The sequence below is a fragment of the Prevotella sp. Sow4_E9_plate genome, from assembly GCF_052116205.1.
In the GTDB taxonomy this organism is placed as follows: Bacteria; Bacteroidota; Bacteroidia; order Bacteroidales; family Bacteroidaceae; genus Prevotella.
On record NZ_JBQKLN010000006.1, the window covers coordinates 63,800 to 88,829 of the forward strand.

The 25,030-nt window shown below is 37.1% G+C and carries 21 protein-coding genes, 1 tRNA gene and 1 pseudogene; 15 read left to right on the forward strand and 8 right to left on the reverse strand.

The window, feature by feature from the left end:
• The first annotated feature begins 192 nt into the window (after nt 1-192).
• The 4 genes from ACTQ53_RS03875 (at nt 193) to ACTQ53_RS03890 (ending at nt 3,386) form a co-directional block, all read left to right on the forward strand.
• Nucleotides 193-1,293 (forward strand): AAA family ATPase, encoded by a 1,101-nt coding sequence (locus tag ACTQ53_RS03875; RefSeq protein ID WP_441932112.1) that lies wholly within the window; start codon nt 193-195, stop codon nt 1,291-1,293.
• On the forward strand, nt 1,290-2,057 hold the full coding sequence (locus ACTQ53_RS03880; RefSeq protein ID WP_441932113.1) for a hypothetical protein: 768 nt from the start codon (nt 1,290-1,292) through the stop codon (nt 2,055-2,057). Before ACTQ53_RS03875 ends, ACTQ53_RS03880 begins: the two co-directional genes overlap by 4 nt.
• Before the next feature lie 444 nt (nt 2,058-2,501).
• A tRNA-OTHER gene (locus ACTQ53_RS03885) sits at nt 2,502-2,627 on the forward strand.
• 93 nt (nt 2,628-2,720) lie between these two features.
• The gene (locus tag ACTQ53_RS03890) at nt 2,721-3,386 is read left to right on the forward strand and encodes a hypothetical protein (RefSeq protein ID WP_441932114.1); all 666 of its coding nucleotides are present in this window, start codon (nt 2,721-2,723) and stop codon (nt 3,384-3,386) included.
• A gap of 135 nt (nt 3,387-3,521) precedes the next feature.
• Here the strand turns inward: ACTQ53_RS03890 and ACTQ53_RS03895 are convergent, their stop codons facing one another.
• From ACTQ53_RS03895 to ACTQ53_RS03915, 5 genes and pseudogenes are all read right to left on the reverse strand, one after another.
• On the reverse strand, nt 3,522-3,755 hold the full coding sequence (locus ACTQ53_RS03895) for a DUF6140 family protein (protein ID WP_441932115.1): 234 nt from the start codon (nt 3,753-3,755) through the stop codon (nt 3,522-3,524).
• A gap of 289 nt (nt 3,756-4,044) precedes the next feature.
• Nucleotides 4,045-4,215 (reverse strand): hypothetical protein, encoded by a 171-nt coding sequence (locus tag ACTQ53_RS03900; protein ID WP_441932116.1) that lies wholly within the window; start codon nt 4,213-4,215, stop codon nt 4,045-4,047.
• An 87-nt stretch (nt 4,216-4,302) separates the two neighbouring features.
• A complete protein-coding gene (locus ACTQ53_RS03905; RefSeq protein WP_441932117.1) occupies nt 4,303-5,436 on the reverse strand; it encodes a hypothetical protein in 1,134 nt (377 codons plus the stop codon).
• A gap of 89 nt (nt 5,437-5,525) precedes the next feature.
• A pseudogene (locus ACTQ53_RS03910) lies at nt 5,526-5,666 on the reverse strand (cytochrome C biogenesis protein CycH); the annotation flags it as partial.
• Between the two features lie 14 nt (nt 5,667-5,680).
• Nucleotides 5,681-6,601: a helix-turn-helix transcriptional regulator gene (locus tag ACTQ53_RS03915; RefSeq protein ID WP_441932118.1), complete on the reverse strand. Its 921-nt coding sequence runs from the start codon at nt 6,599-6,601 to the stop codon at nt 5,681-5,683.
• 129 nt (nt 6,602-6,730) lie between these two features.
• On the opposite strand from ACTQ53_RS03915, the gene ACTQ53_RS03920 reads away from it, so the two are divergent.
• From ACTQ53_RS03920 to ACTQ53_RS03945, 6 genes are all read left to right on the forward strand, one after another.
• The gene (locus ACTQ53_RS03920; protein WP_441932119.1) at nt 6,731-6,961 is read left to right on the forward strand and encodes a hypothetical protein; all 231 of its coding nucleotides are present in this window, start codon (nt 6,731-6,733) and stop codon (nt 6,959-6,961) included.
• Between the two features lie 505 nt (nt 6,962-7,466).
• Nucleotides 7,467-7,913, forward strand: coding sequence for a polysaccharide lyase family 8 super-sandwich domain-containing protein (locus ACTQ53_RS03925; RefSeq protein WP_441932120.1), 447 nt, complete (start codon nt 7,467-7,469; stop codon nt 7,911-7,913).
• The gene (locus ACTQ53_RS03930; RefSeq protein WP_441932121.1) at nt 7,865-8,305 is read left to right on the forward strand and encodes a polysaccharide lyase beta-sandwich domain-containing protein; all 441 of its coding nucleotides are present in this window, start codon (nt 7,865-7,867) and stop codon (nt 8,303-8,305) included. The genes ACTQ53_RS03925 and ACTQ53_RS03930 overlap by 49 nt, the downstream gene beginning before the upstream one ends.
• A gap of 72 nt (nt 8,306-8,377) precedes the next feature.
• Nucleotides 8,378-9,418, forward strand: coding sequence for a threonine aldolase family protein (locus tag ACTQ53_RS03935; protein ID WP_441932122.1), 1,041 nt, complete (start codon nt 8,378-8,380; stop codon nt 9,416-9,418).
• 23 nt (nt 9,419-9,441) lie between these two features.
• Entirely contained in the window at nt 9,442-10,365 is a 924-nt protein-coding gene (locus ACTQ53_RS03940; protein WP_441932123.1) for a GNAT family N-acetyltransferase, read from the forward strand.
• A gap of 11 nt (nt 10,366-10,376) precedes the next feature.
• On the forward strand, nt 10,377-10,646 hold the full coding sequence (locus tag ACTQ53_RS03945; RefSeq protein ID WP_441932124.1) for a DUF1294 domain-containing protein: 270 nt from the start codon (nt 10,377-10,379) through the stop codon (nt 10,644-10,646).
• An 11-nt stretch (nt 10,647-10,657) separates the two neighbouring features.
• Here ACTQ53_RS03945 and ACTQ53_RS03950 read toward each other — a convergent pair whose 3' ends face one another.
• Entirely contained in the window at nt 10,658-10,996 is a 339-nt protein-coding gene (locus tag ACTQ53_RS03950; RefSeq protein ID WP_441932125.1) for a cupin domain-containing protein, read from the reverse strand.
• Nucleotides 10,997-14,764: 3,768 nt separating this feature from the next.
• Between ACTQ53_RS03950 and ACTQ53_RS03955 the strand changes: the two genes are divergently transcribed.
• Together ACTQ53_RS03955 and ACTQ53_RS03960 are read left to right on the forward strand one after the other, a co-directional pair.
• Nucleotides 14,765-16,033: a replication initiation protein gene (locus ACTQ53_RS03955; protein WP_441932126.1), complete on the forward strand. Its 1,269-nt coding sequence runs from the start codon at nt 14,765-14,767 to the stop codon at nt 16,031-16,033.
• A 10-nt stretch (nt 16,034-16,043) separates the two neighbouring features.
• A complete protein-coding gene (locus ACTQ53_RS03960) occupies nt 16,044-16,532 on the forward strand; it encodes a hypothetical protein (RefSeq protein ID WP_441932128.1) in 489 nt (162 codons plus the stop codon).
• Between the two features lie 441 nt (nt 16,533-16,973).
• On the opposite strand, the gene ACTQ53_RS03965 is transcribed toward ACTQ53_RS03960, so the two are convergent.
• Both ACTQ53_RS03965 and ACTQ53_RS03970 read right to left on the reverse strand, forming a co-directional pair.
• Entirely contained in the window at nt 16,974-17,396 is a 423-nt protein-coding gene (locus ACTQ53_RS03965; protein WP_441932129.1) for a hypothetical protein, read from the reverse strand.
• Nucleotides 17,397-17,404: 8 nt separating this feature from the next.
• Nucleotides 17,405-18,082, reverse strand: a complete 678-nt coding sequence (locus ACTQ53_RS03970; protein ID WP_441932130.1) for a ParA family protein — start codon at nt 18,080-18,082, stop codon at nt 17,405-17,407.
• A 5,329-nt stretch (nt 18,083-23,411) separates the two neighbouring features.
• Here ACTQ53_RS03970 and ACTQ53_RS03975 point away from each other — a divergent pair.
• The 3 genes from ACTQ53_RS03975 (at nt 23,412) to ACTQ53_RS03985 (ending at nt 24,571) form a co-directional block, all read left to right on the forward strand.
• On the forward strand, nt 23,412-23,567 hold the full coding sequence (locus ACTQ53_RS03975) for a hypothetical protein (protein ID WP_441932131.1): 156 nt from the start codon (nt 23,412-23,414) through the stop codon (nt 23,565-23,567).
• 132 nt (nt 23,568-23,699) lie between these two features.
• The gene (locus tag ACTQ53_RS03980) at nt 23,700-24,038 is read left to right on the forward strand and encodes a hypothetical protein (protein ID WP_441932132.1); all 339 of its coding nucleotides are present in this window, start codon (nt 23,700-23,702) and stop codon (nt 24,036-24,038) included.
• A gap of 44 nt (nt 24,039-24,082) precedes the next feature.
• The gene (locus tag ACTQ53_RS03985) at nt 24,083-24,571 is read left to right on the forward strand and encodes a hypothetical protein (RefSeq protein WP_441932134.1); all 489 of its coding nucleotides are present in this window, start codon (nt 24,083-24,085) and stop codon (nt 24,569-24,571) included.
• Nucleotides 24,572-25,030: the final 459 nt, after the last annotated feature.

The window sequence follows — 25,030 nt, forward strand, 5'->3', positions numbered from 1 at the left end:
TAAAGCATTTAAATTGCATTGAAAGGATTATTATCTTAAATATCCGTAAAAAAATTACGGCGTATTGATGTTTTGTATATCTTTGCAACTGCTTAGCTGCACTTGACAATAAAAGATAGTTTGCATTGTTTAAGTGTGTATTAGCTTTACACCAACAAGATAGTTATCAATTAAAATAAAGTATATATAAGCATGTTAGTAAAATTTGCCGTAACGAACTATAGAGGATTTGCCAATCGCATAGAATGGGATTTGTCGAAACCAAGTAACTATTCGTTCAATACTTTTGCCATAAAAGATGGTATCATCAAGAATGGCATCGTATATGGACCTAATGGTTCTGGCAAGTCGAACTTTGCAATGGCCATCTTCGACATTACAAATCATCTTTCACAGAAGTGGAAGAAGGTGAACTATTACGATAACTTTACATATACGGGAAAGTTGAACTTCCCCGTAAAATTTGAATATGCATTCAAGTTTAGAGATGATACGTTACTATATACATATAGCAAATCACCTGATGGAAAACTGGAGGATGAAGAACTTGTCGTGAATAACAAACTTATTTTCTGCAACAAAAATTCTGTCTTGACATTGGATGATGTTGAGTTTCCGATGGATTCTGCGGTGAAGGCAAACCTTGCCAATAACGCTAACAATGTATCCATCGTAAACTTTCTGCTTACTTCCTATCCTCTTGCCAAGGAGCATTATCTTCTGAAACTGCAGCAATTCGTAAACTCAATGTTATGGTTCAGAAGTGTTGAAAAAAATGAGTTTATGGGGTTGGCTACTGCTCCGGCTAATCTCGATGAGTATATCATCAAGAATCAGCTGACTCGGGACTTTGAGGAATTCATCCATCGGGTAAGCGGACAAAGTTTTGAGTTTCAGGAGCCAAAGGATGATGATAAAGAGTTGTATTGCGTATTTGGATTAGGTCGCATTCCATTCGATAAGATTGCATCAACGGGTACTCAATCTCTGATGCTGCTATATTACTGGCTGAAACAGATGACAAATGCATCGTTCGTTTTCATAGATGAATTTGATGCTTTCTATCATTTCAGACTCTCTTATGAGGTTTGCAAAGCCCTCTTTTCCCTTCCATGTCAGGCTTTTACGTCATCACACAACACCTATCTGATGACCAACGACTTGCTTCGCCCAGATTGCAATTTCATCTTGCAAGACAACAAAATCATGCCGTTGAGCGACTGCACCCAAAAAGAGTTGAGATTCGGGCATAATATAGAAAAAATGTTTAGAGGTAACGCATTCGAAGTATGATACTTTTCGTTTTTGAAGGAGTAAAACGGGAGCCGGATTTGTTCCGCACCATCCAGCGATTATACTTTGCAAATAGAGATGAGCAGATAGTATGTTCCTATAACAACAACATCTATCTGCTATACAAAGATTTGCAGGAGTATGATGGCGATGGAGATATTGTGTCTTTGCTTATGGAGAAATTTGCTGGTCAAGCAGACAATCCGCTCAAGGATATTGATGCATCTGCTGACATTTCTGAAATCTATCTGTTCTTCGACTATGACTTTCATAACCGGAATTTATCTCTCGAAGAAATCAACAGGCAGGTAAAGGAAATGCAAGAAACATTCAACAACGAAACGGAGTTTGGTTGGCTATATATTGACTATCCGATGGTTGAGTCTATACGATATACTAAGCAGTTGACCGATGCAAACTATTGGACGTATTCTGTAACACGTTCTGAGTGTGGTAAGTTCAAAGGTGTATCTGCCGATTTTTCTGCGTATGACAGTTTCGATTACATCCTACTGAAAGATCATCGAGAGCCAACAGAAGTAGAGATGGAGGAAGTTAAGCAAAATTGGGAGTATTTAAAGGAAATGAATGTGGGAAAAGCGAACTATCTATGTAAGGGGAAGAATACGATGCCTGCATCTAAAGAAGACATACTTCAAGACAAAATATTCAACTCACAAGTAGAACAGTATGTGAATACCGAAGATTGCAAAGTAGCAGTACTCAATGCTTTCCCAATTTTTCTGTTTGACTATTTCAAATAATATTTTAAGAGAAGGATATCATACGAGGACATTCTATTAAGCAACAAATTTGGACTATCTAAAATTATAGCAGTCTTGCGAATTGACAAGATAGATATTTTTAACTAGAGGGTGCGTCATGTACTTATGACACACCCTCTTTTCTTGCCTCATGTATAAACTTCAAAGGATTCCAGCATGAAATGAGGAAATTCAAATCGAATCTTACATTGGTTATTGGTAAAATTTGCTCGAAAATACACTAAAAACTAAAATATTTCCAGCTACGCAGAAAGACTGCATACCAATATAGTACCTTTGCACTAGAAAACAAAAAATTTCGGATGTGTGAAGAGATAGGGGTGGTCAAGAGAGGCTTACTTCAATTAATGAATCGCTAGTGGAATGCACTAGAGTTATGGATACTTAGCTTTTCCATTACCACCTTATTCCACATTCTTCATGGTTGCGGTAGCTCAGTTGGTAGAGCGTAGTATTGTGTGGGAATTATCTTCTTCTGGCAGGTCAACTTACACATACTTCTGCAATGAGTGCCTAGTGTCGCAGATTCGAGTCCTGCCCGCAACCCCAATTATTAACTTAGGTCAAGAGGGACTTACTTCATTTCTTGGATTATATTTCAATGTTTGAGTTCCTCCATTACCTTATTATAATGGAAAGAATATGAACGGCAAGACATTAGTAAAAGTTGCATTGAGATACAAAGCTTTGTATCTTGGCATCAGAAAGGAAGACATCAACATGTGTTCCAAAATCACTCCAGCTGTTTACTCCCTCTTGGAGCGGTTGAAGGAAAACGGCTATTGTGTAAGCGAGGAGCTGTTACATGGTCTTGGCATGGTATCAGCTGAAGAACTAGCCGATATTGTTAACGTTATTGAGGAAGTAATGGGAGTGAAGCTGAATTGGTCTCCACTTGTAAAGGGTTGGAATGTACCTACTGAAGAAGGAGCAATAGACCATTTCATTACCTGGGTTGCCAATCTCTTACAAAACGAAGTGGATATCCAAGGCACTTCACTTTCTTGTGGCCATTTAATTCCAGAGGGTACTTTTCCTTTGGAAAGATACAATGGATGTCCATACTGTGGGACTCAGTTTTCTACTACAGATTACGTATTCAAGGGACAGGGAAGCAAACTCAAGGAACTGCGTTTGTTCACAAGAAAAGACCTGGAGGAGGTATTTCTATCTTTACTCTGCTCTCCTACTCCACTTGACATGACTCAGAAAAACAGTCTGCAGCTTCTTTTGGAAGAATATGAGGTTCCAGAAGGAATCGATATCTGCATGAAAGAAACCATGATGCTGGCCATCCAACATCTCTAGTTCCCCACTCTTTTGTAACTTAGCCACATTACAGCAGTGGGCAAAACTTGAAGACTAAGAGGTCGTAAGTCTTGCTCGCAAGCTTTCCATGACGAAGTAGGATACCACAAGTCTTTAGCTTGTGAGTAGTTCAGATCAACCCATCTTCTCACAATCGAAATATGAGCGGGTCATGCAATAAGGAGCTATTTCAATACCATATTTGCTCAGGAATAATTGAGCCAGCATGGGTTGTTCACGAGTTACATCGATAGGCGGTGTAGTTGATGCGGTGCTCGTCTCCACAAACATGCCTTTTTCAAGGCGTTGTCTCTTGTCCTTACAAGCGGCATTGCCGCTTCTCTTAACTGAAATTTTCCAAAGTGCCATAATCTATGAATTTTATGTATTATATTTATTAATGCCACTGATGAGTGACTTCATCCAGGCTCCCTCTTCGAGGATATTGCGCATGGATTCGTCATTCGCCATCTGTACCATAACGATTATATTTCAATGTCTTTATAATTGATGGTGCAAAGGTCGGCATAAGGTATGCTAAATATGGGCACTACCTTCAAGAAAATGAGAGATTAGACTTCAAGACTATTATTTCGATACAGAAATGTCAGTAGCGACTACCGTAATTTCTATCTGTTGACCTAAATCTGGATTGTAATCAAAAATAATCACCATTGGAATCATCATGACGTTTAGGAGTCATCTGTTTGAGCATATCATAATGTAGCTTAAACCATCCGAGGCAGTCTTTTGCTTCGGGATACATGTTCACTATATGTGGCGCCACCTCTTCAAAGGTAACAATGTTGAGAAATTCTTTATACGTCATTGAGAATAGATTTTAAATTTGATACCAAAATTTAAATGGGGCTATGCGAATATGTCCATAGCCCCAGAAAGATTGGCGAGAACTTCTCTAAATAATATTTTGTAGCTCTTCAACAACCTTCCTAATCAGTTCTTTTATCTCTCTGATGAAAGCATCGATATCCTTCAAGCAATTGGTAAGGCCAAGCTTGCCTATCCAAATTACGTAGCCATTAGTATTTAACATCGGCGTGAATGACTTGTCAATTTCTGTCAGCTTTTTGGAAGCAGCATCAAATATTTTATCTTTCACATGGTTCTTTATAGAATACCTTACTCCAACAGATTTATCTCCCTTTTGATTCACAAGCGAGACGATAATATCGGATTTACCTTCTTCGTCTGGAATATAGAAACTAGTACTATCTTTAGACTCTTCAAGAAGTTTCAAACTCATCGTATTTTTACAGAATATATTAAGGCAGGCATAGATGTATTGCCATCTTAGGTTTGATTCTTGTTCAGTCATGTTGTCAATGGCTCTTTTTTCCATCAAATCCTTTATGGCATTCTCTAATCCTTCCGGTGAAAGTGTATTCTGTTTAAATCTGAGCAAAGTCTTTATTCCATTTTCTGTACTTTTTCCATATCGCATCAAATAGAGCGGATGATAAAATGAGTTATTGGAATAAGTGTGCGATAGATACAGACAATTGAAATCTTTAATAGCTACATTAAAGAATCCTTCACATCTATCTCTATAGTGCTTATCAAATGCCAATTTCCCAAAACCAAGATACACAGGAGGCAAAAGATGGTTAATGTCGTAATCGCTCATAGCTTGTTCTGATGCAAAAATGTTGGGAAGACCATATTTCGCATCTTTAGATTTTGCTCTCTCTAAGTCAGCTTCTTTGATGTAAAAGATATTAAAAATCTGGATTACTCCAGACAATGCATCAGGGCTTGTAAGCCCACATTTGTAAGCGAACAACTCTGCGATACATTTCATCGTAGTATCTTCTGAAAACTCATACCATGGCAATTCTATGTCCTGATATTTTTTAAGGTTTTTAATGATTACATCATTTGAAATAGGCTCAGAATCGACCATCTTTGAAGAACCTGGGTTCTTCATGACAACTGAGCCTATACAATCCCACGAGTTTCCAAATTGCAGGAGGGTTCTCCATCGGTACCCGTCGTTCTCGTCAATTTTGATAAAGTGAGTATATACTTTCATTTGTATAAATTTATTATTTATTAAATATTTCAATGGCTCTATAAGCCAATTTTAGTGTAATACTGTCATAAGAATCTGCCAGGATTATGCTACTGATTATTCTTATTGATTAGATTGACCACCACTTTCACCATCACATCCTTCTCTTCTGTGCGGCTCTCGGCAATCATCAGTGTGAGAGCGACGAGAGTGTTGTCGGCAATGCGTTTGTGTCCGTCCTGGCCATAGAGTTACTTCAATAATTTTATTTCTCTTTGTCCTCCTTATACTTGTTCCACATGCTCTTTACCTTTCCGGCTATCTCCTTACGGAGCCAACAAGGTTCAAGAACTTCAAGGTATTCACCATTCCAAAGCAGTTCCTGCTGGAAGTCGAATGTCGGTCTGAGATACAATTCAAAGATGCTGTATTCATCTGTCTGCTTAGTCTCTTTTTGTGACTTATGCAAAGGAAGGTCACGCAGGTAGTTGGCCTGACTGGCACTGACCTTGATTTTAACTTTTTCCATGTCGCAATCATCGCCGGGCATTACACCGATGCAACCCTCAAAGTATTCTTGCGGGTCAAACTCTTCTGGATATTTAAAGGTATGGCTCGAAAGACGGAAGTCTTGAATCCGGTCGAGACAGAAGACGATGTCTTTTTCTGCCGGCCAATTACGTCCCACCATATACCAGCGCTGACGGAAAAGCTTTACACACAATGGCATCACATAATGATCGTGCGTGCTTCCTTTCCAGTAGGTGAAATAGGTGATATGAATGAAGCGATTCTTCTTCATTGCATCAATGATGAGCTCCAGATATTCCCTGCCACTGGGCACGTCTTCAAGGATAATCCTGTTTTTGATTGATTTGCTTTCAAGAAGAAAGTTGCTCACTGACAGTGTACTCAATAGCCAATTCCCAATGCTTCCAATCTTCATGTCATTCTCATTGGCGATATAATACCTATAAGGTGCTGTCTTTTCGCATTCTATTGACAAGCCAAAGGTGTCGAAGATATTCCACTTCCACTTGTGGAAGGTGCGCTTCAACATCTCCTCACCTCCGCTCAAATCCACATTGTCCATCCAGCGGCGGTTCAGTTCCTCGAAGGAAATCTTATGTGCCCGATAGATGGTCTCCACAATCCACACGAGCTTGTTGGTTTGATTCAATGCCATATTTGTATATTACATTAATTGTTTTGATAACGTTTCGCTTGCAAAGATATTGCTATGGTGTGTCTTTTTTGTTCACACCTGCATCTTTTTTTGCCAAAACTAGAGATTTCTGACAGAATCCATCTGAAAATGACATTTGTTTGCATGATTATCCAGTTGAAAGCCATTGATACCACTTCCGGAGTCACAGCAACAGATGGTCTTCACAATAACTTCTTGATAGGTATCGCGAATATAGACACCTTACCTACTGCAACGATGATTCTTACCATCGCCTTATCGCTCCCATATCCAATATCAAGGAGCCAGGTTTTTACTTTGCAAAGTTACGATAAACGTAAACCTGCAAGTACCACCTGAAGGTTATTTCTGATTTTTTGTCTAAGCAGCCGGTAGCTACCGAAAAAAAATACAGAAATTCCTTGCATCATGTTTACTCGTATTTATCGTACTTGCTTGCACGTAAAAAGCCTATCACCTTGTAATCTCTAGGATTTGGGGAGAAGGGGATTATCATTATTTACTAGTTGCAGCAGGTCTGTCGTGGGATCACACGGAAAACGATTCTTAAATTATGATGTTACTATTTGTTCTTGGTGTTTCAGTGCTTGCAGTTGTTACAGCTTACTCTCCTGAGGAATGGACAGAGATTCTGAAGCAAACTGAAGAATGATTTTCTCATTAAAGCCGGATTTTGATAGAATCTGGCTTTCATTGTCATTGCTTAAGGCTTTCTGGATGAATGATTCTGTTGTCTATACAGCAGGTTTTACTGACTACAGAACAGAAAGTAACATGGTCAAATATACCATTTTAAAATTATTTATTGCCATATTTTTCCTGATTTCACTAAATATCAGTACTTTTGCAAGCGTTTTCAGAAAGTCTCGATTCACTGCCGCTCTTGTTTGAAGCAGGAGAGGAAGTAGTCGGTCTCATCGGGGTATTGATTACTTATCCGGTAGGTAATTCTACTGAGAGAAACGGTAATTTCGTTTCTGATGGCAGTAATGCGATTGTGAAGACAGGTGATGAATACTTCAACATCTTCCCTGCCTGGAACTGGACACGTATTCCTGGTACTACGGCTCCACAGATGCCAGATGTTCCGCTAGGGAAAAATGCCTGGAAACTTCGCGGCACCTCACAGTTAGCTGGTGGCGTAAATGATTCCCTCTATGGAGCTACTACCTATTTTATAATGATACACATGGTAGTATCCATACACAGGCGCGCAAGGCCTGGTTCTTCTTTGATCATGAAGTGGTATGTCTCAGTGCCGGCATCACTTCGAGGTCTCCATACGATGTGATGACCACAGTCAACCAAGACTTCGATTATAAAGGCTGTACATTTACATATCTGGCTGATGGAAATAGGAAGGTTCTGATACTGGAGAATACCAGGAACCTTCAGGCTGTTTGGCATTCTGAACTGGGCATCTGGCAGATGATATTCCATGCCAAGGGACAATACAGGGATTCAAACATACGAATCAAGGTGGATGTTCCATGTGCTCTCATGGTTAGCCGAAAGGCTGATGGCAAGGTTTGGCTGCATATAGCAGACCCTCTGCAAAAGGAGCAGATAATCAACCTGGAACTGAAGGCTGATCGAGATATGAAGAAGACCAAGAAATTGAGTTGCAACTTCACCCATATGGGGGAAGAAGCTGGAAAGACTAAGGCTTTTCTGCTCAATTAAAACATTAAATTATTATACATCAAGCAGTTAAAAGAATAAGGCTGCTTGTCATTTAAGGATAAAAGACAAGATATGATTTCATTTGAAAGTGATTACAACAATGGTATGTTGCCAGAGATACTGGAGGCTTTTGGCAAGACCAACAGTGAGAAGACCTCCGGTTATGGTTTTGACCCATACTCTGAGGCTGCAAAAGAGAAGATTCGCAAGGCCGTGGGCAATGAGAATGCTGATGTGTTCTTTCTGGTAGGCGGTACGCAGACCAACACCACAGTGATTGACTCCCTTCTACTGGGATGTGAAGGTGTTATTTGTGTGGAGACAGGACATATTGAGGTACATGAATCGGGAGCAGTAGAAGCTTTTGGGCACAAGGTCATCCCGCTGCCAGGAGAGAACAGTAAGTTATCATCCAGCACCCTGGCTTCTTACATGGACTCTTTCCTTGCCGACGAGACACATCCTCACATGGTACAGCCTGGCATGGTGTATATCTCAATGCCAACTGAATTTGGAATGGTTTATACCCAGGAAGAGTTGACCGCCCTGTATGCTACCTGTCAGAAATACGGCCTCCGTCTCTTTATCGATGGAGCAAGACTGGGATATGGTTTGGAATCTGAGGCATGCGACTACGACCTGCCATTCCTTGCCAAGCATTGTGATGTTTTCTATATTGGTGGAACCAAGGTGGGTGCCATGATGGGCGAAGCTGTGGTTTTCTCGGGTATGAATGCACCGAAGTATTTCTTCACCACTGTAAAGCGTCATGGAGCCTTACTGGCCAAGGGCAGAATGCTCGGCATCCAGTTTGACACCCTGTTTACGGATCAGCTTTACTTCAAGGTAGCTCGCCATGCCATCGCCATGGCCGCTCGCATCCGAGGTATCTTCAAGAAGCATGGCATCGCCATTGCCTACGATTCTCCTACCAACCAGCAGTTTGTCGTGCTCTCCCCTACCCTCCATGAGGCTCTTTCAAAAAGAGTGGCATTTGAGATATGGGAAAGAAAGAGTGATACTGAAATCATCTGCCGATTTGTGACCAGTTGGGCAACGAAGGAAGAAGAACTCGATGAACTGGATCAAATCTTAGATGAACTGGATTTTTAAATAACAGATTAAACTATAAGACAATGAGTTACACGTATCAATACCCAAGGCCTGCAGTAACAGCAGACTGCGCTGTCTTCACCAGAGAAGCAGAAACCAAGGTTTTGCTCATACAGCGTGGAAACGAACCTTTCAAGGGCAAATGGGCTTTTCCTGGGGGATTCATGAACATGGATGAAACCACAGAGCAGTGTGCCATTCGTGAACTGAAGGAGGAAACCGGACTTGGAATTTCCCAAGTGAACCAGATTGGAGTATATTCCAAGGTGGATAGAGATCCACGTGGAAGAACCCTATCAGTGGCCTACCTTGCCATTGTGGACAAGCCATATGAGGTCAAGGGACAAGACGATGCAGCCAAGGCAGAATGGTTCCTGCTCAAAGACCTGCCGGAATTGGCATTTGACCACGATGAAATCATGACCGATGCCATCACCCTATACGGTCGTTTAACTTCTAAAAATGAGAAGATGAGAACGGCAAGCATTGCTGATCTTGATGAAATCAGTCAGCTTGAAGCTTCTTGCTTTCCAGAGTCAGAGGCAGCAACAAAGGAAACCTTCAGGTGGAGACTGAATGCCTACCCTTCTCATTTTTGGGTATTGGAACAAGATGGAAAGATCATTTCCTTCATCAATGGCCCAGTTACGGAAGAACAGGACCTGATGGATGAAATGTACGAAGATCCTGCATTTTGCAAAGAAAACGGGAAATGGCAAATGGTATTTGGTATAGTGACACATCCTTCTTTTCAGCACCAAGGATGCGCCAGCCGGCTGATGAACCAATTCATCCTACATGCTAAGGAGGAAGGGAAAAGCGGTATTGTTCTTACCTGCAAGAAAGAAAAGATTTCATTCTACGAACAGTTCGGCTTCAAGAACGAAGGTTTGTCCACCTCTACACATGGAGGAGTTCCATGGTATCAGATGAGACTTAGTTTTTAAGGAACGAAATCATGATGAAGGAACTATGCATCATATTGGTTCTCATCAATGTCATTACCTTTTTGACGTATGGTATTGACAAATGGAAGGCCCAACATGGCAAGTGGAGGATTTCGGAGGCAACCTTACTCATACTTGCCATATTGGGCGGTTCTATAGGAGCCTTTGCAGGCATGAGAATTTGGCATCACAAAACCCAGCATTTGAAATTCAAGTACGGGGTTCCAGCCATTATCTTTGCTGAAACTGTACTTTTTCTGTTTGTTGCTCATGCTCATTGAACACAGCAGTACTATTCTGTAGCAATTCCCATTGTCAGGAAGCAAATATCAGACAAAGCTTCCAGATAATGTCTGCTTCCAGCTTTCACCAAGATATAAGTATCCTTGGTGAAAGCTATTTTTTTGTCTTCTACCCAAAGGACACCTTCTCCAGAGAAACAAAGATAATGCTCATCCATCGTAGGATGAACATGCTCCTCAACTTTCTCACCAGCTTTCAAGGTATTCTTAGCAATCTGCGTGACTGCCGTAGAAGTTTCCCCATTGGCCAACAATACTTGCTTCACACCGATATGGTGAGACGTTGGCTCAGGCAAAACATCAGTCAAATGTTTCTCGATATAACTCATATGCTTACTTTTTTCGGCAAAGGTACGAAAATACTTGGAAAAATCAAACTTTCCTGGGAGATTTCTGTCTTTAAGTTTAGAACCGTATCTGCCTCCCTATTATTTTTGAACCAGAAAAACGCCGTCAGAGCCTTTTTGAGAAGCATTGCTTAAAACTATACTCCATCTGTGTTATCTTGCCTTAGAGCGGCTAAAAACAGGCAAAATGAGCATCTTCATCGGACTATATTTTTATCGAGCCACTGAAAAAGACAGTTTATGGGAGTATTTCCTTTATAATTTTGTCGCACAAGCAGTCTTCATCCTACTTAACTACGACAATTTTATAATCAAAATCGGGGGCAGACGATTCATTGAAGCATACTATTACAGCTGATGGAAGAACACCAGTATCGAAACATACTGAGCTTATAATTTTGTCGCACCTTTACCTTTAAACAACGCCCAATCCCAAAGCCAAGAACAGAAGATACGACATCAGGATCTTTCCGTCAGAAGCTAAAAAGTCCATGATAAGCGTGTACAAAGAGTTAAATACCACTAACAAATTGCTTTATAATTTTGTCGCACCTGCTAAGATTATACTTATAATTTTGTCGCAGCTAATTTTATAATATTGTCGCAGTATCTTATAATTTTGTCGCACCAACACATTCTATGATACTTATATTCAATAAGTTATACTTGCTGAAAATAATAAGCCAAAAATAGAGAAAGAAAAATGAGCAGGGGACATGGAAGACTTTTAGGTAGGTCTTCCTCTCCCCCATTTCACGATATGGAGGAGATTATGGCCTGGATGTGGGAGGATTTTGGAAGGCCAAGCCATACAAAGAAAGAGCAGACTTTTATGCGTGTTAAAATATGTACTTTTATGTATTTATATGTTATCATTGCATGCTAACAAGCTCAAATACAGATACGACAACATTATAACAGAAACTCATCTATGGTGAGAAGCTGTACCATCATCCTGCAAACTAACAGAACATGAAGGAACATTGACTATAGGCTTTATAATTTTGTCGCACTGTTTAGGGGTAGCTATGTATATAGCTTTATAATTTTGACGCAGCAAGGAACTATATAATTCTAACATCTAACAAGTTATGGGCTATTCAAGAAGCAATTGGATATATCACGAGAACATAAGCAAGCCTTGATTACTGTGGCGACATGAAAAGAACCCGATCTGAAGGCTCATTTCTAGCCCTATAAGAATATAATGGAAAAGCATTAGTGTTAACTAACCATAACCATTAGCTTTATAATTTTGTCGCACCTTCTAGGGTTATACTTATAATTTTGTCGCACCTGAGTTTATAATTTTGTCGTATCATCTTATAATTTTGTCGCACCAACACTCTCTATAATACTTATTTTCAATTGGTTATAAAAGCTGAAAATAATAAGCCAAAAATAAAGAAATAAAAATGAGCATGGGAGAGAGGAAGACTTTTAGGTAGGTCTTCCTCTCTCCCATTCCACAATATGGAGTGGATTATGGCCTGGGTGTGGGAGGATTTTGGAAAGCCAAGCCATACAAAGAAAGAGCAGACTTTTATGCGTGTTAAAATATGTACTTTTATGTATTTATATGTTACAACAGCATTCAACATGCTCAAATACAGATACGACAACATTATAACTGAGACTAATCTATGGTGAGAAGCTGTACCACCATCCTTCAAGCTTATACCAACTATAAGCCTTATAATTTTGTCGCACTGTTTAGGGAGCTATGACGATTCAGGCGTATATAGCTTTATAATTATGTCGCAGCAACGGACTATATAATTCTAACATCTAACAAGTTATGGGCTATTAAGAAGCTATTGGATATGTGTGGCAACATGAAAAGAAGCCGATCAGAAATAAGAAACTGGACTCATTATCCACTAAACTTCCAGCCCTGAACGAATTTAGAAACCTATGGTAAAGAGTTAAATACCGCTAACTATTAGCTTTATAATTTTGTCGCACCTTTTAGGGTTATACTTATAATTTTGTCGCACCTAAGTTTATAATATTGTCTTAGCATCTTATAATTTTGTCGCACCAACACACTCTATAACACTCACCTACAATAAGTTATAAGCGCTGAAAATAATAAGCCAAAAATAAAGAAATAAAAATGAGCAGGGGACATGAAAGACTTTTAGGTAGGTCTTCCTCTCCCCCATTTCACAATATGGAGTGGATTATGGCCTGGTTGTGGGAGGATTTTGGAAGGCCAAGCCATAAAAAGAAAGAGCAGACTTTCATGTGTGTTAAAATATGTATTTTTATGTATTTATATGTTATAACAGCATTCAACATGCTCAAATACAGATACGACAACATTATAACAGAAACTAATCTATAATGAGAAGCTGTACAGTCAACCTTCAAACTTATACCGTGAGAAGGAACATTAACTATGGGATTTATAATTTGGTCGTAGAGTTAGTGTAGCAGTTACGCCCCAGACGTATATAGCTTTATAATTTTGCCGCAGCAACGGACTATATAACTATTACTTCTAACAAGTTATGGGCTTAACAAGAAGCTATCAGATATATCAAGAGAACATAAGCAAGTCTTGATTACTCTGCTCTGAAGTGAGCAACTGTACTCTTAATCCAGTAGATTCTTATAAAACAATAACGTTGATAAGACAATATTATAAAGTAAATAAACTGATTTGCGACATTATTATAATTTTGTCGCAAATGCCTTTATTTGCTATATTATTCATTATAATTTCGTCGCATACTTAAACAATGGAAGGGTACTTTCAGCTTGTGTTGCAAGTATCGTTCTACATAAACATAGAATATTGATTCACAGATATTTATAATATCTGTTGCGACAAAATTATAAAGCTTACCTACAAACATTACGTATCTCAGTGCCTATCCAGAATCTCCTTATAATTTAGTCGCGCCTTAACAAACACCTCACCATTATGCCTTTACTCATCATCCAATTCTAGCTGTTGCTATCTCTAATTATCAGCAGACTCCACTCACTGGTAGCAAACAAATGAGTCTTATACCTTAGATGAAGAAATAGCTATACAGCGACAAAATTATATTTCAAATGAATTTATTTACGACTTATTTATATTATCGTCTTTTATTGATTCATCTTTATTATAATCATTATTATTTCGTCGCAGCAATCTTCTCTTTTTCATTCACTTCTTATATCTTCTAATTTTGTCGCATTTACTATGTTAACTACCAAATTGCTAAGATGTTATGGTTAAACAAACTAGACCATTAAGTTATATTCGATAAATTTATACCCATAATACGATTCCTTATTATTATCTACCAAATACAATCTACTTCATAATATTGCTTATAATTTTGTCGTAGTTGTATTTGATGTACTATTTTACATAAGTCATTGATACAATGTGCAATCATCATGTTTGTTATTGTTCAAGTTATATTGAGCTCCTTACAAAACAGATATTGAACGAATCTATTTACGACAATATTATAAAAACTATGTCTTATCCTTATTTATTTTCAATCATAATTAAGTTATAATATAGTCGTACTTATTCTCTATACATGGAATTAAGATTCTGATAATCTTCAACTTTAGATGGTGATCCACAATGGGTTATCAAGTGATTCCTGTTCATCAAAACTTTTATACCCTATCCATTTTAAACTATTTCGGTCTTAAAGAGGTTAAAAATATCTAATTTGCGACTAGAAAAAATAGATTGTCGTAGAATTTATGTATTTTTGCCAAAAAATTAAAGCTAGAGATATGGCTAAGACAAAAAATAATGATAATATAGAAGAAGTCGTCGCAGAAGTTATTCCTTTTGCTGATGAGGTTGACCAGAATGGAAAAAAGAAACCTGGCCGCCCTAAAAAGGTAGATGGATTGGTTATCACTGATAACCAACACTACTTCATATCGCAACCGAACGATGTGACACAGGCAATCAGCAATCTTTCAGCTATCGAAAGAAATTGTTGGTTGCAAATACTGCGTGGTATCCAAAAGAACAAGGATTTACCTGATGGTGATCCTAAAAAATACGAGCTTACTCTCACTCGTAGCCAACTCTTGGAGTGTGTCTCTGGTCATAGTTCAAATTTGGATTATGCTTTCAATGCTTTGAAGAATATAACCGATTCAAAAAAGATATTCCATTCAAAAGATGGACACCGTATTTATGCCGGTTTATTGTCTTATGTGGATGAACATCCTGATCATGAAACCTATACTGTAGGTATCACTCCGGTACTCCTCCCCTACTTCACCAATCTCTCATCTGAATTTACTGTTTTTGACATGTATATTGAGATGAGCTTCAAGAGTGTGTATTCTCAGCGTTTCTATGAGTTCTGTTGCCAATACCGTAACAAGGAAGATAAGGTGTTCTTTATGACAGTACATGATATCAAAAAGATGTTCAATCTTCTTGAGGTTCGTGATGAAAATGGAAATATCAAGCAAAAAGAGCAGTATAAAAATGGTTCTGATTTCAAGAGACGTGTCCTTGATAAAGCAAAGGATGACATCAGGTCATTATATGAAAAAGGACTTTGCGATGTCTGCTTTGACTATAAAGTAAAGGAAAAGAACAGTAGAGGCGCTGTTACTTCTTACTACTTTATCATTGAGACAAATGGTAATACTGCGCGTTTAGGAGTTAAGAAACCGATTACGCCTACTCAGATAAAAATTATGTCGGAGGGGTATGGTAAAAAACTTAATGATCAAATAACGATAATTCATACTTGTCTGCGTGCTCATTTCCGTACAGAACAGTCTAATTATTATGTTACAGCTATCAGCAAGGAAGTTGCAAAGGTAGATTCTGTGTCAGAGAGAGTTGAAATTCTTCAGAAAATGGCGAAGCAGCTGAAGAAGATCGTTCTTAGATATAAGAAGGATGGTTTCAGTGAAAATGAACGAAAGATATGTGGTTCCATTTGCAAGATGTTTTATGAAGATTACAACATTCCATACATGTATAGTAAGCCTGGCAAAGGTGTCCAGGGTAGATTAAATTTTGACGATTAAATACTAGGTTATGATGAAGATTATTTCTGGTTTTAATTCAACGATCCCATCTGTTCGAAAAGTCAGAAACTGGTTACTGAATGACCCTAATCACATGTGGATTGGAAGGGATAGATTAGTAGTGTTTTTCATTTTGGCAGGTGATGAAGCGGCTAATGCTTTCCTGCCATTGGAGGAAGTTGATTACTCTATGCAAGATGAGAATATAAGAGCTGTATTGGAATCCACTCATCTGGAGGAAAAAGAGAAGAGACAATATTACCAGCAGGTTTATTATAAGCTCAACTCTATACTTAACTCTCTTGATGACTTGAACCTTCAACTTGCCGCAATGTCAAAGGAAGATGATATTGACTATTATACTGTGTTAGAGCAAAATGTACAAGTTCAACATGGTAAGTTGATGAATTTCATCAATGATGTTTTTGTATGGCGTGATCAAAAAGAAATGGGTGCTCTGTTGGGGGATATTCCGCCAGTAGCTATTGAAGACGAATGATTAATTAAGTGCATGTAAGGATATCTGATTCTTACATGCACTTTTTGTTTGTGGGAGACAATTGATAATTTTTATTCCCTCTTCGACCTGGTGTACGAATTCTTACGAGATCCTTCTCGGGTTTTTACGTTGCATAGTTTATGGTGGTAATAATATATTCCGTCATAAATAGAATATAAAGTATTATCTATCAGATGATTAATTGTTTCGGAAAAATAATTAGTAACTTTACTACTTTAGTTATCTAATTCTTAGATATTTAAATAATAAGTTATTTTATTAATTAATATACATATATATCTTAATGAAATTATTCATTGTAAAATAATTAATATGTAATCTTTTTTGTGTTTGACATTTTACGAAATAAAATGTGCTCCCCTACTCTTCTGCAAGTATGGGAGCACATTCTCTTAAATGGTTTATGAGGATGTTAATTCCTTAGAGCTTCTTCAGTCTAGATTTTAAGGAATCATTGACTTCTTCATCTTCGAAGAACATCTTAATGATGGCATTGGCAAGATGTTTTACCGAGAGTTTCTTCTCACCAGAGAATGCCAGCTTCAGCTTTTCTAGATTGAGTTTTAAGTCTTCATCAATCATAATCATGTTGCCAGTTTTTTTGGTAGCACGATATTCTTTCGAAAAAGCATCAGCATATTCCAATACCTTGTCAAGTGATGACATATCTTCTGTAATCTCGACATCTGTATCTTCAACCTTCTTTGAGGCTTTCTTAGGTTCCTTCACTACTTTGTTCTCCTGCTCTTCAGGTTTATCAACATTTGTTGATTGCTGTTTATGAATTGCCCTTGACAAACCATCTAGTCCACCTGGCAATGAATATTCATCGTTATAATCCATATTATGTCTTATTTATTATCTTTGTTAATCTTATCCATTATGTATTCAAATGCTTCTTTAACGAGTTCCAACTGCTCATTCTTGCAAATCATAGTTGAATTTCGTCGAATATCAACACGATCGTATATTATTGGGGTAACTTCACCAAATCCGCGGAACAAACTGTCTGACAAACTCCAAAACTTCTTTTCGTCTTCGATTCCCTGTCCCTTACGCACACGATTTGGCACAAAGAAAGACTTGGCGTGAAACTTCTCAAACTTTCCTTTCAAGATGTTCATCATTTGGATGAAGACTCCTGTTGACTTTATAGTGTTAGTCTCATAATCATATGGACAGACTATAGCATCAGCATTAACGAAAATAGGAATTAATCCATCCTCGGTAATGGTACCTGGAGTATCTATTAAGATTATTCCATCAAAATTCTTGGCAATTTCAACAGCCTTAATGACCTCATCTTTGTCTTTAATGTTTACAGCACAAACACCGAAAGGCTCTTCATCTTTTGCTTTTTGCTTCAACTCGTCGTTACGTCGATCGAATACAGTCAATTGTTGATCCGCATCAATCACATAAACGTTTTTGCCAAGTGAGTGCAAATAATGTGCAAACATGATACAGAGAGTTGTTTTGCCGACACCTCCCTTTTGGTTTGCAAATACGATAATCTTATTATTCCCCATGATCTTTATTATTAATATATTCTATTTACGTTTTGTTGAGGTAGCTACCTATGTTGAGGTCATTCCCCTATTCGTCCGCAAAGATACTAAAAATATTAGTAATTTACATACTTTTGCAGGGGAAATATTTAGTAATTAAGTATATTTAAGTATTAGATTACAAAAATACATATTGATAAATATATCAATACACTAGTAAATAAAATATTAAAGTAATAAAACACTTTATTATTAAATATTGTAATATGTTGATTATCAATTGTTCTATTCCGTATGCTTTAGGTAAGATTGCTTTTTAAGATATTGTTTTAAGGTGAATTTTATTGCGAAAATTATAAAATACTAAATATATTAATTATTTTAGTTATTCTTTTCGCTCGGTAAAACTATATGTATATTAAGTATTAAAACATTTAAATTACTAAATATTTAAATATCAAGATATGTATATTAAAACATAAATGCTCTTATGCTTCCTGATGGTTGTAAAGCAGTTTTCTTAGATATATGTTCCAGCTTATACTTCAAGATTATAATTTCAAGATATGTTTGCATCCAATTGAATTTGCTAAACTTTACGTCTTTGGCCGTCTGATAAGCAGGTGACTTCAGGGTAATTCTTTATGATTATTCAGCTAAATGTAGAAGCTGCTCTTCTATACAAATTGTTCCTAGGAATTGCATATATATGTAGTGTTGGGTATCCTCCACTACCCTATCTAAAAAAATGACAATATCCCCGGCTTTCCTACTCCAACCCTCCCCTATCGTCATGGATATAGAATACAAATGATTCCAGGCATAAGGCATCGAACATTAGCTTGGATAATAAGGAAAAGTGGTACGGCGTAATTCTAGTTAAGGTAGGCCGGTTCTATCCATCCAAGAAAACATGCCAGCTTTGTGGTCATTTCAAGAGGGACTGTCTTTTTCAGATTGCTACTATACTTGCCATAATTACGGTGAGTTGATCGTACAGGACCTGAATGCTGCGATGAATATACTTGATGAAGATTTAAGAAATACATCTGGCAAGATTTTCTATTGCACCGATGGAGAGTGTGTAAGGCTTGCTTGCAAGCATTCCGACTACTTCGTTTGTAAGTGTGATTGCTATTCTGAACGCTTAGCTTATTGAAAACAACAACTTGTTCCACTGCTTATTGGATGAGCATGAGTTAATATGACTTGACTGTTGTATTGGAAACTCATCGATCTAATCATTGTCTTCTGGTTTTTGGAAGTAATACCAGAGTAAAAGTACCTCCTACTTGTAGAATCAGACTTATGGTTATCATATTTTCCAAGACTTTGCTTCCTATTAGATGAAGGACGTTTTGGGGTATGCTTAGAGCTACCATTTTGCGCTTTCTCGTGAAGTGTATAGTGTTCCTTGACTTCTTCATGGTTGCTATTTATCTGATATGCTATGGAAATGTTTTGTAGCAGAGATTTCTCAGTATTGCGAATTGATTATCCCGAGGGCTGAGAAGCTATATATTTCTAGCCTATACCTCGATGGTTCTTCCCTATTGGCGGTCATTACTTCCTTTTTTTTGTTGATAGCTTCTGCTCAGATTTTTGGATTCCTAGGTATTGGCAAAAACAAAGTACTTTGTTACTTCATTACTAAACGCACGAAGTGTCTTGTTGTTTAGTTACTAAGTTGTTTAGTTTTCTTAGATACTAAGTATCTTATATATAAAGTATATAAATACTTCGATACTAAATATACGAAGTGTTTTATTGTTTTGATTCTAAGTTACTTAGTAGTCTTGATACTTAGAATATTCAGTACTAAGTATCTTATATACTAAGTATCTTGTTATTTTAATATTAAGTATCTAGTATATAAAGTATTTTGTTACTTCAATACTTTGTACATGAAATATCTTGTTGCTTAGATACTTAGTTGTTTAGTGCTCTTGATACTTAGAAACTTAAATGCTAAGTATCTTATATACAAAGTATCTTGTTACTTTAATATTAAATAATTAGTATATAAAGTATCTTATTACTTCATTACTAAGTATACGAAGTGTCTTGTTGCTTAGATACTAAGTATCTTATATATAAAGTATCTTGTTATTTCGATATTAAATAATTAGTATATAAAGTATTTTATTACTTCATTACTAAATATATGAAGTTTCTTGTTGTTTAGATACTAAGTTGCTTAGTGTTCTTGATACTTAGATTCTTAGATGTCAAGTATCTTGTATATAAAGTATCTTATTACTTTAATATTAGATAATTAGTATATAAAGTATTTTATTATTTCATTACTAAATATACGAATTGTCTTGTTACTTAGATGCCAAGTTACTTAGTATTCTTGATACTTAGAAACTTAGATGCTAAGTATCTTATATACAAAGTATCTTGTTACTTTAATATTAAATAGTTAGTATATAAAGTATCTTATTACTTTATTGCTAAATATACGAAGTGTCTTGTTGCTTAGATGCCAAGTTACTTAGTATGCTTGATACTTAGTATTCTTGATACTTAGAAACTTAAATGCTAGGTATCTTGTTTATAAAGTATTTTATTACTTTAATATTAAATAATTAGTATATAAAGTATCTTATTACTTCATTACTAAATACACGAAGTGCCATGTTACTTAGATTATAAGTTTCTTATATACAAATGAACTTGTTACTTTAATACTAAATATACTAAGTATTATATAACATCTAGTATTGAAATGGTTTTTCTGCCGTTTTCAAATAGGGTAGGAGCCGACTTTTTTGATTCTTGGGTTCTCTGAGAAGTTCTGTATCCCACTAACGACAACTCGTTATGACAAGCTGATAGGGTATAATGAGATGAGCATCCTTTTTCACATTCTGAATTTTCAAGTGTTTGAAGTATGTGGTATAGTATGGAGTGCCTGTTCGCAAGCCAGCCTGATTCTATCCATTGAGCAAGACTTGTTATCATGACTACGTGATCAGGAAGATGACTCATGTTGTGTACTTTGGACGTATATGGAGTGTGCTATAGTCCACGGTAGAGACTTTCTACTGTTTCTTTAAACTGCTTCAACTCTTATATTTATAACCATGGTATTTTCTGTTTTGCAGCTAATCCCTTAAATATTAAGTGTTTTTGCAAAATAATACTTTAGATATTAGTTAATAAAATAATAAATATATAAAATATCTTATATATTCTATTATTTATATCTTAGTTTTTTTAATGATTATGTATTTAACTAAGTTGACTATGTTTCTTTAGTCTTCAGTGTTCGATTCTTCTAGTTGTCTATATTATGTTGAACTACCTACGAACTTTAGATTTAAGGTGTTCGATTTCGTTTAGAACTGCGTATCATGTTTAAGGCAAGATTGTAGTGGGGAAGCATGAGGTCTCTAGTACAAGTATGGTTTGTGAATAGGCTGAGGTAGATGATCGGTAAGTAAGGCGATACTGTTCACAAGATCAACAGACCTTAGCCATTTGTTAAGATAGGTACCTGTGTTTACGTGGTATACTTTTTAATTATTAGGGGTGGTACACTTTTAAGTTAGAATCTACACGTGGCCTGAAAGATATCTTTTTAGATATGAGACGATGGGGCAGGACTGTATGTGATGTTGTTCGTCACAGAGACCTCCAGGTAGCGTGCTCTATTTCTTTGCAGGTGTTGGTTATTTGGTATATAGTAAGGTTCTGCATTTCTTGAAGTCTTTATTACCCTTATATTTTTACTTGGTAACGCTGCCAGTTCATCATGTAATTCATTAATTCTTAGATATTAAGATGAAAATACTTTGTATATAAGATAATATAATAATAAATATATTAAATATCTTATATATTCAATTATTTGTATCTAAGTTTTTCTCATGTTAAAGCATTTAGCTAGTTTTGTCGTAGTTCTCATATCAACAACTATCGATACTTGAAGCATCTATATATGTTGAACTATTCACAAGCTAAAGGCTTTAGGAGGAGTTCGATTTCATCATGGAATGCTTACGAGCAAGTCTTGCGTCTTCTTCATTTGTATGATCGATGGCTACTTCCTATATATTTCTTCAGTTTTCTTCAAGAATACTTCTGGCTGCATTCAAGTCGCGGTCTATTACGTCATCGCAATTTGGGTAGGTAGGGTGATGGTCTGCTACAGACTGCAGCTCCATGACCTACTCATGACTATGGTATGTCTTCGAGGATGTAACCGGTCTATGTTGATTAGGGATTGCTGTATCACTTTGCCTTTTTCTATAATATCTAGCTCACTATAATATGAACTTGATACTAGGTAATCTTCATACCGAAAATCGAAATGCTTAGATACTTAAATAATAAGTATATTAGTTATTTAAATACTTTGTTTAATATATTTCTTTCATTGACAGTCTAATTATAGTCTTCAATGATAGAGCATCTATTGTTTTATGAGTTGTCTCTCTGGAAGAATGCTCATCAATGTACCACTAACCCTGATGCGATTGACTATGGAAGCTTGTCTATGCTCTATATAAGTGATATGCTAGTATCCTTATCGGGAACTTACGTTTCATTGGCATGACAAGATTCAAGTGTGTGAAGATGTCGAGCCTGGTACTTGCTGAGTTTGTAAATAGTTGAAGTAGGAGACAGGTTAGAATGGTATGACTGTTGACAAGATAGTCGATTCTATCCATTGCATATGACTTTTACTTGTGGCTACTTGGACCGAAAGATGACTTTAAATATGGGACGTTGGACTTGATCTGAGTGTGATGTGGTATCCTCGTGGTGACCTCTTGGCTGCAAACAATCTTCTTTGATTGGGTTTTGGTAAACATGAAAGTCCTACTTAAAATGCATGACAAACTGTTTCTAATCTAATATTCTTTCCTTTCATTAGATATACTGTAAGAGGACTAAATACTTGAATAGTAGGCGTGTATGGATATAGTAATCTAATATATTAATTATTTTAGTACTTTGAATATTAACAAACAAAGGTATTTATATATTAATAAACAAAATATCTAATAATTAAAAATTTAACTGAGTCTATTATCATAATGATGTGAACTGCTTCTGTTGACTAGCGTGTATTCAAACAAGATAGATGCATGTCAACTATACAATGGAAGAAAGACGATATTCAAAATTCTCTCTATTTTAGAAACAAGTGCTAGATGGATTTCATGTGGATTTAGTTAAATAGGGCTAAGAAGATGGCTCTTCTCAGGAGAGATGCTAGTAGTAGGTTTGCAGTAAGATAAGAGTAATGAGATCTATATTATTTTTTGAAATCATGCGTTACCTCGTTTTTTGTCTTAGTTTGCAACCTTTCATCACTCGCTTTTTATAGTGCAAAGGTATGGCAGGCCTGTCAGATACCAAACACCTCTTCGTTATCGGCAAAGAATCTTTTCAAGCAGCCTTCCTCAATCAAGATTGTGGTATTCCTGAAAAGATTCTCTACCGATTGTTTGGCTTACTGACTTCTTTAGCCTTCCATCTTTTCTGCACATAAAAAGGCTAAGTGATGACGGGTATGCCGGAATGACTAAAAAAAAACTCGGATAGCATGATTACAAAAGTCTTAAAAAGGCAGTGAATCAGGAAATCCAGAATAAATTAAATGTTGAACTATAAATAAATGAAGATGACAGAGACAATTCAAATCATGGTTCCTAAGTGGAACATCGAGAGTGAGACTGGTTACAAGCCACGCACCACATTTTGGCAGGATTTCTCCATAGCTGATGCTTTTGGAGTGGATGCCGTAACAGATACATTTCATCGTGCGTTTGCTGAGTGGAAAGATAATTGTGTCTATGTAACAGAGCTTGTAATGGTGCTGAATCATAAGATAGCCCAATGGTATGAGAGAAATATGCAGTTAGCGGAACTTTACAACAAGTATTATCACATGGCTGCATGTTACGCTGAGGACAATCTCAAAGGAGACAAGTTGCAGTATTATTACAGAATAACAGATTAAAAAGGGAACGGCAAGGTTAACCACCTTGCCGCAAATTTTAGAATATGGCAAATATATTTAGTGATGAGACGATGGAGTTGGAGGAACTTTTTGCGTCTGATAAATCCAATATGAGGGAGCGGCATATTGAGTTTGCTAAGCGTGACTATGAGAAGCTCAAGCAGTTGGGATATGTTCGTACGCCGTCAGAACTGAAGCTTAACGAGTATCTTTGGGTTGATGTGCTATTCTATTTGAAACCTCGTATTCGAGTCGTAGAGATTGATGAGAACTTGGAATTTAGTATCATGCAGCATCCCAATGGATTGTGGACATATGGAGTTTCCGTTTTCCATGGAACCAGGGGATGGTCTTTCTTGCCCGGGATTTTTACGAAGCTATATCGTACGGAGGACGAGGCGAAAGATACGGCTATTAATAGCCTGATTAAGTATCTTCAGGTGGACAAGAAGACAGAGAAGCTGGTGAAGAAATTGAAGGAACGTCTGTCTGGTAACTTACAGCTTGATTTGTTCGCCGGTTTTGCCTTTTAGTGTAGAGTGGGGGAGAGGTCTGTTTCGGGCTTCTCTCCTCGGCGCGGCTGCTTCTTAGGGCGCAGCCGTCCGGCATAACCATCCAGTTATGCCGGATAAAGTGGTATCGCAGATGCTTGTTTGATGGCTGATGCAATCAGCATTTGAGATGTTATATCTATTGGGCGATGGGGGATTTGGGAGAGCACTTTAGGGAGATGGGCTACCTGTTTAAAAGATAGATGCTGGTGTTATGGCAGTAGAGATATGGTACCTCTTTCTCCTCTTCCTTTTGCTTCACTTTTGGAGAGAAGGGTGGCTTGTTCTTGGAAGGTGGTAGTCCTTTACCATCCTTGTGACAGGTCTCTTTTGTTTGGATGTCACCTCCTTTCGCTTGCCTTCCTTGAGGGAGGAGTGGCTGGTTTTGTTTTGGGTCTCGGAGTCCTGGGTGAAAAGAGGTTAGGGGTATTCTCTCTTTTC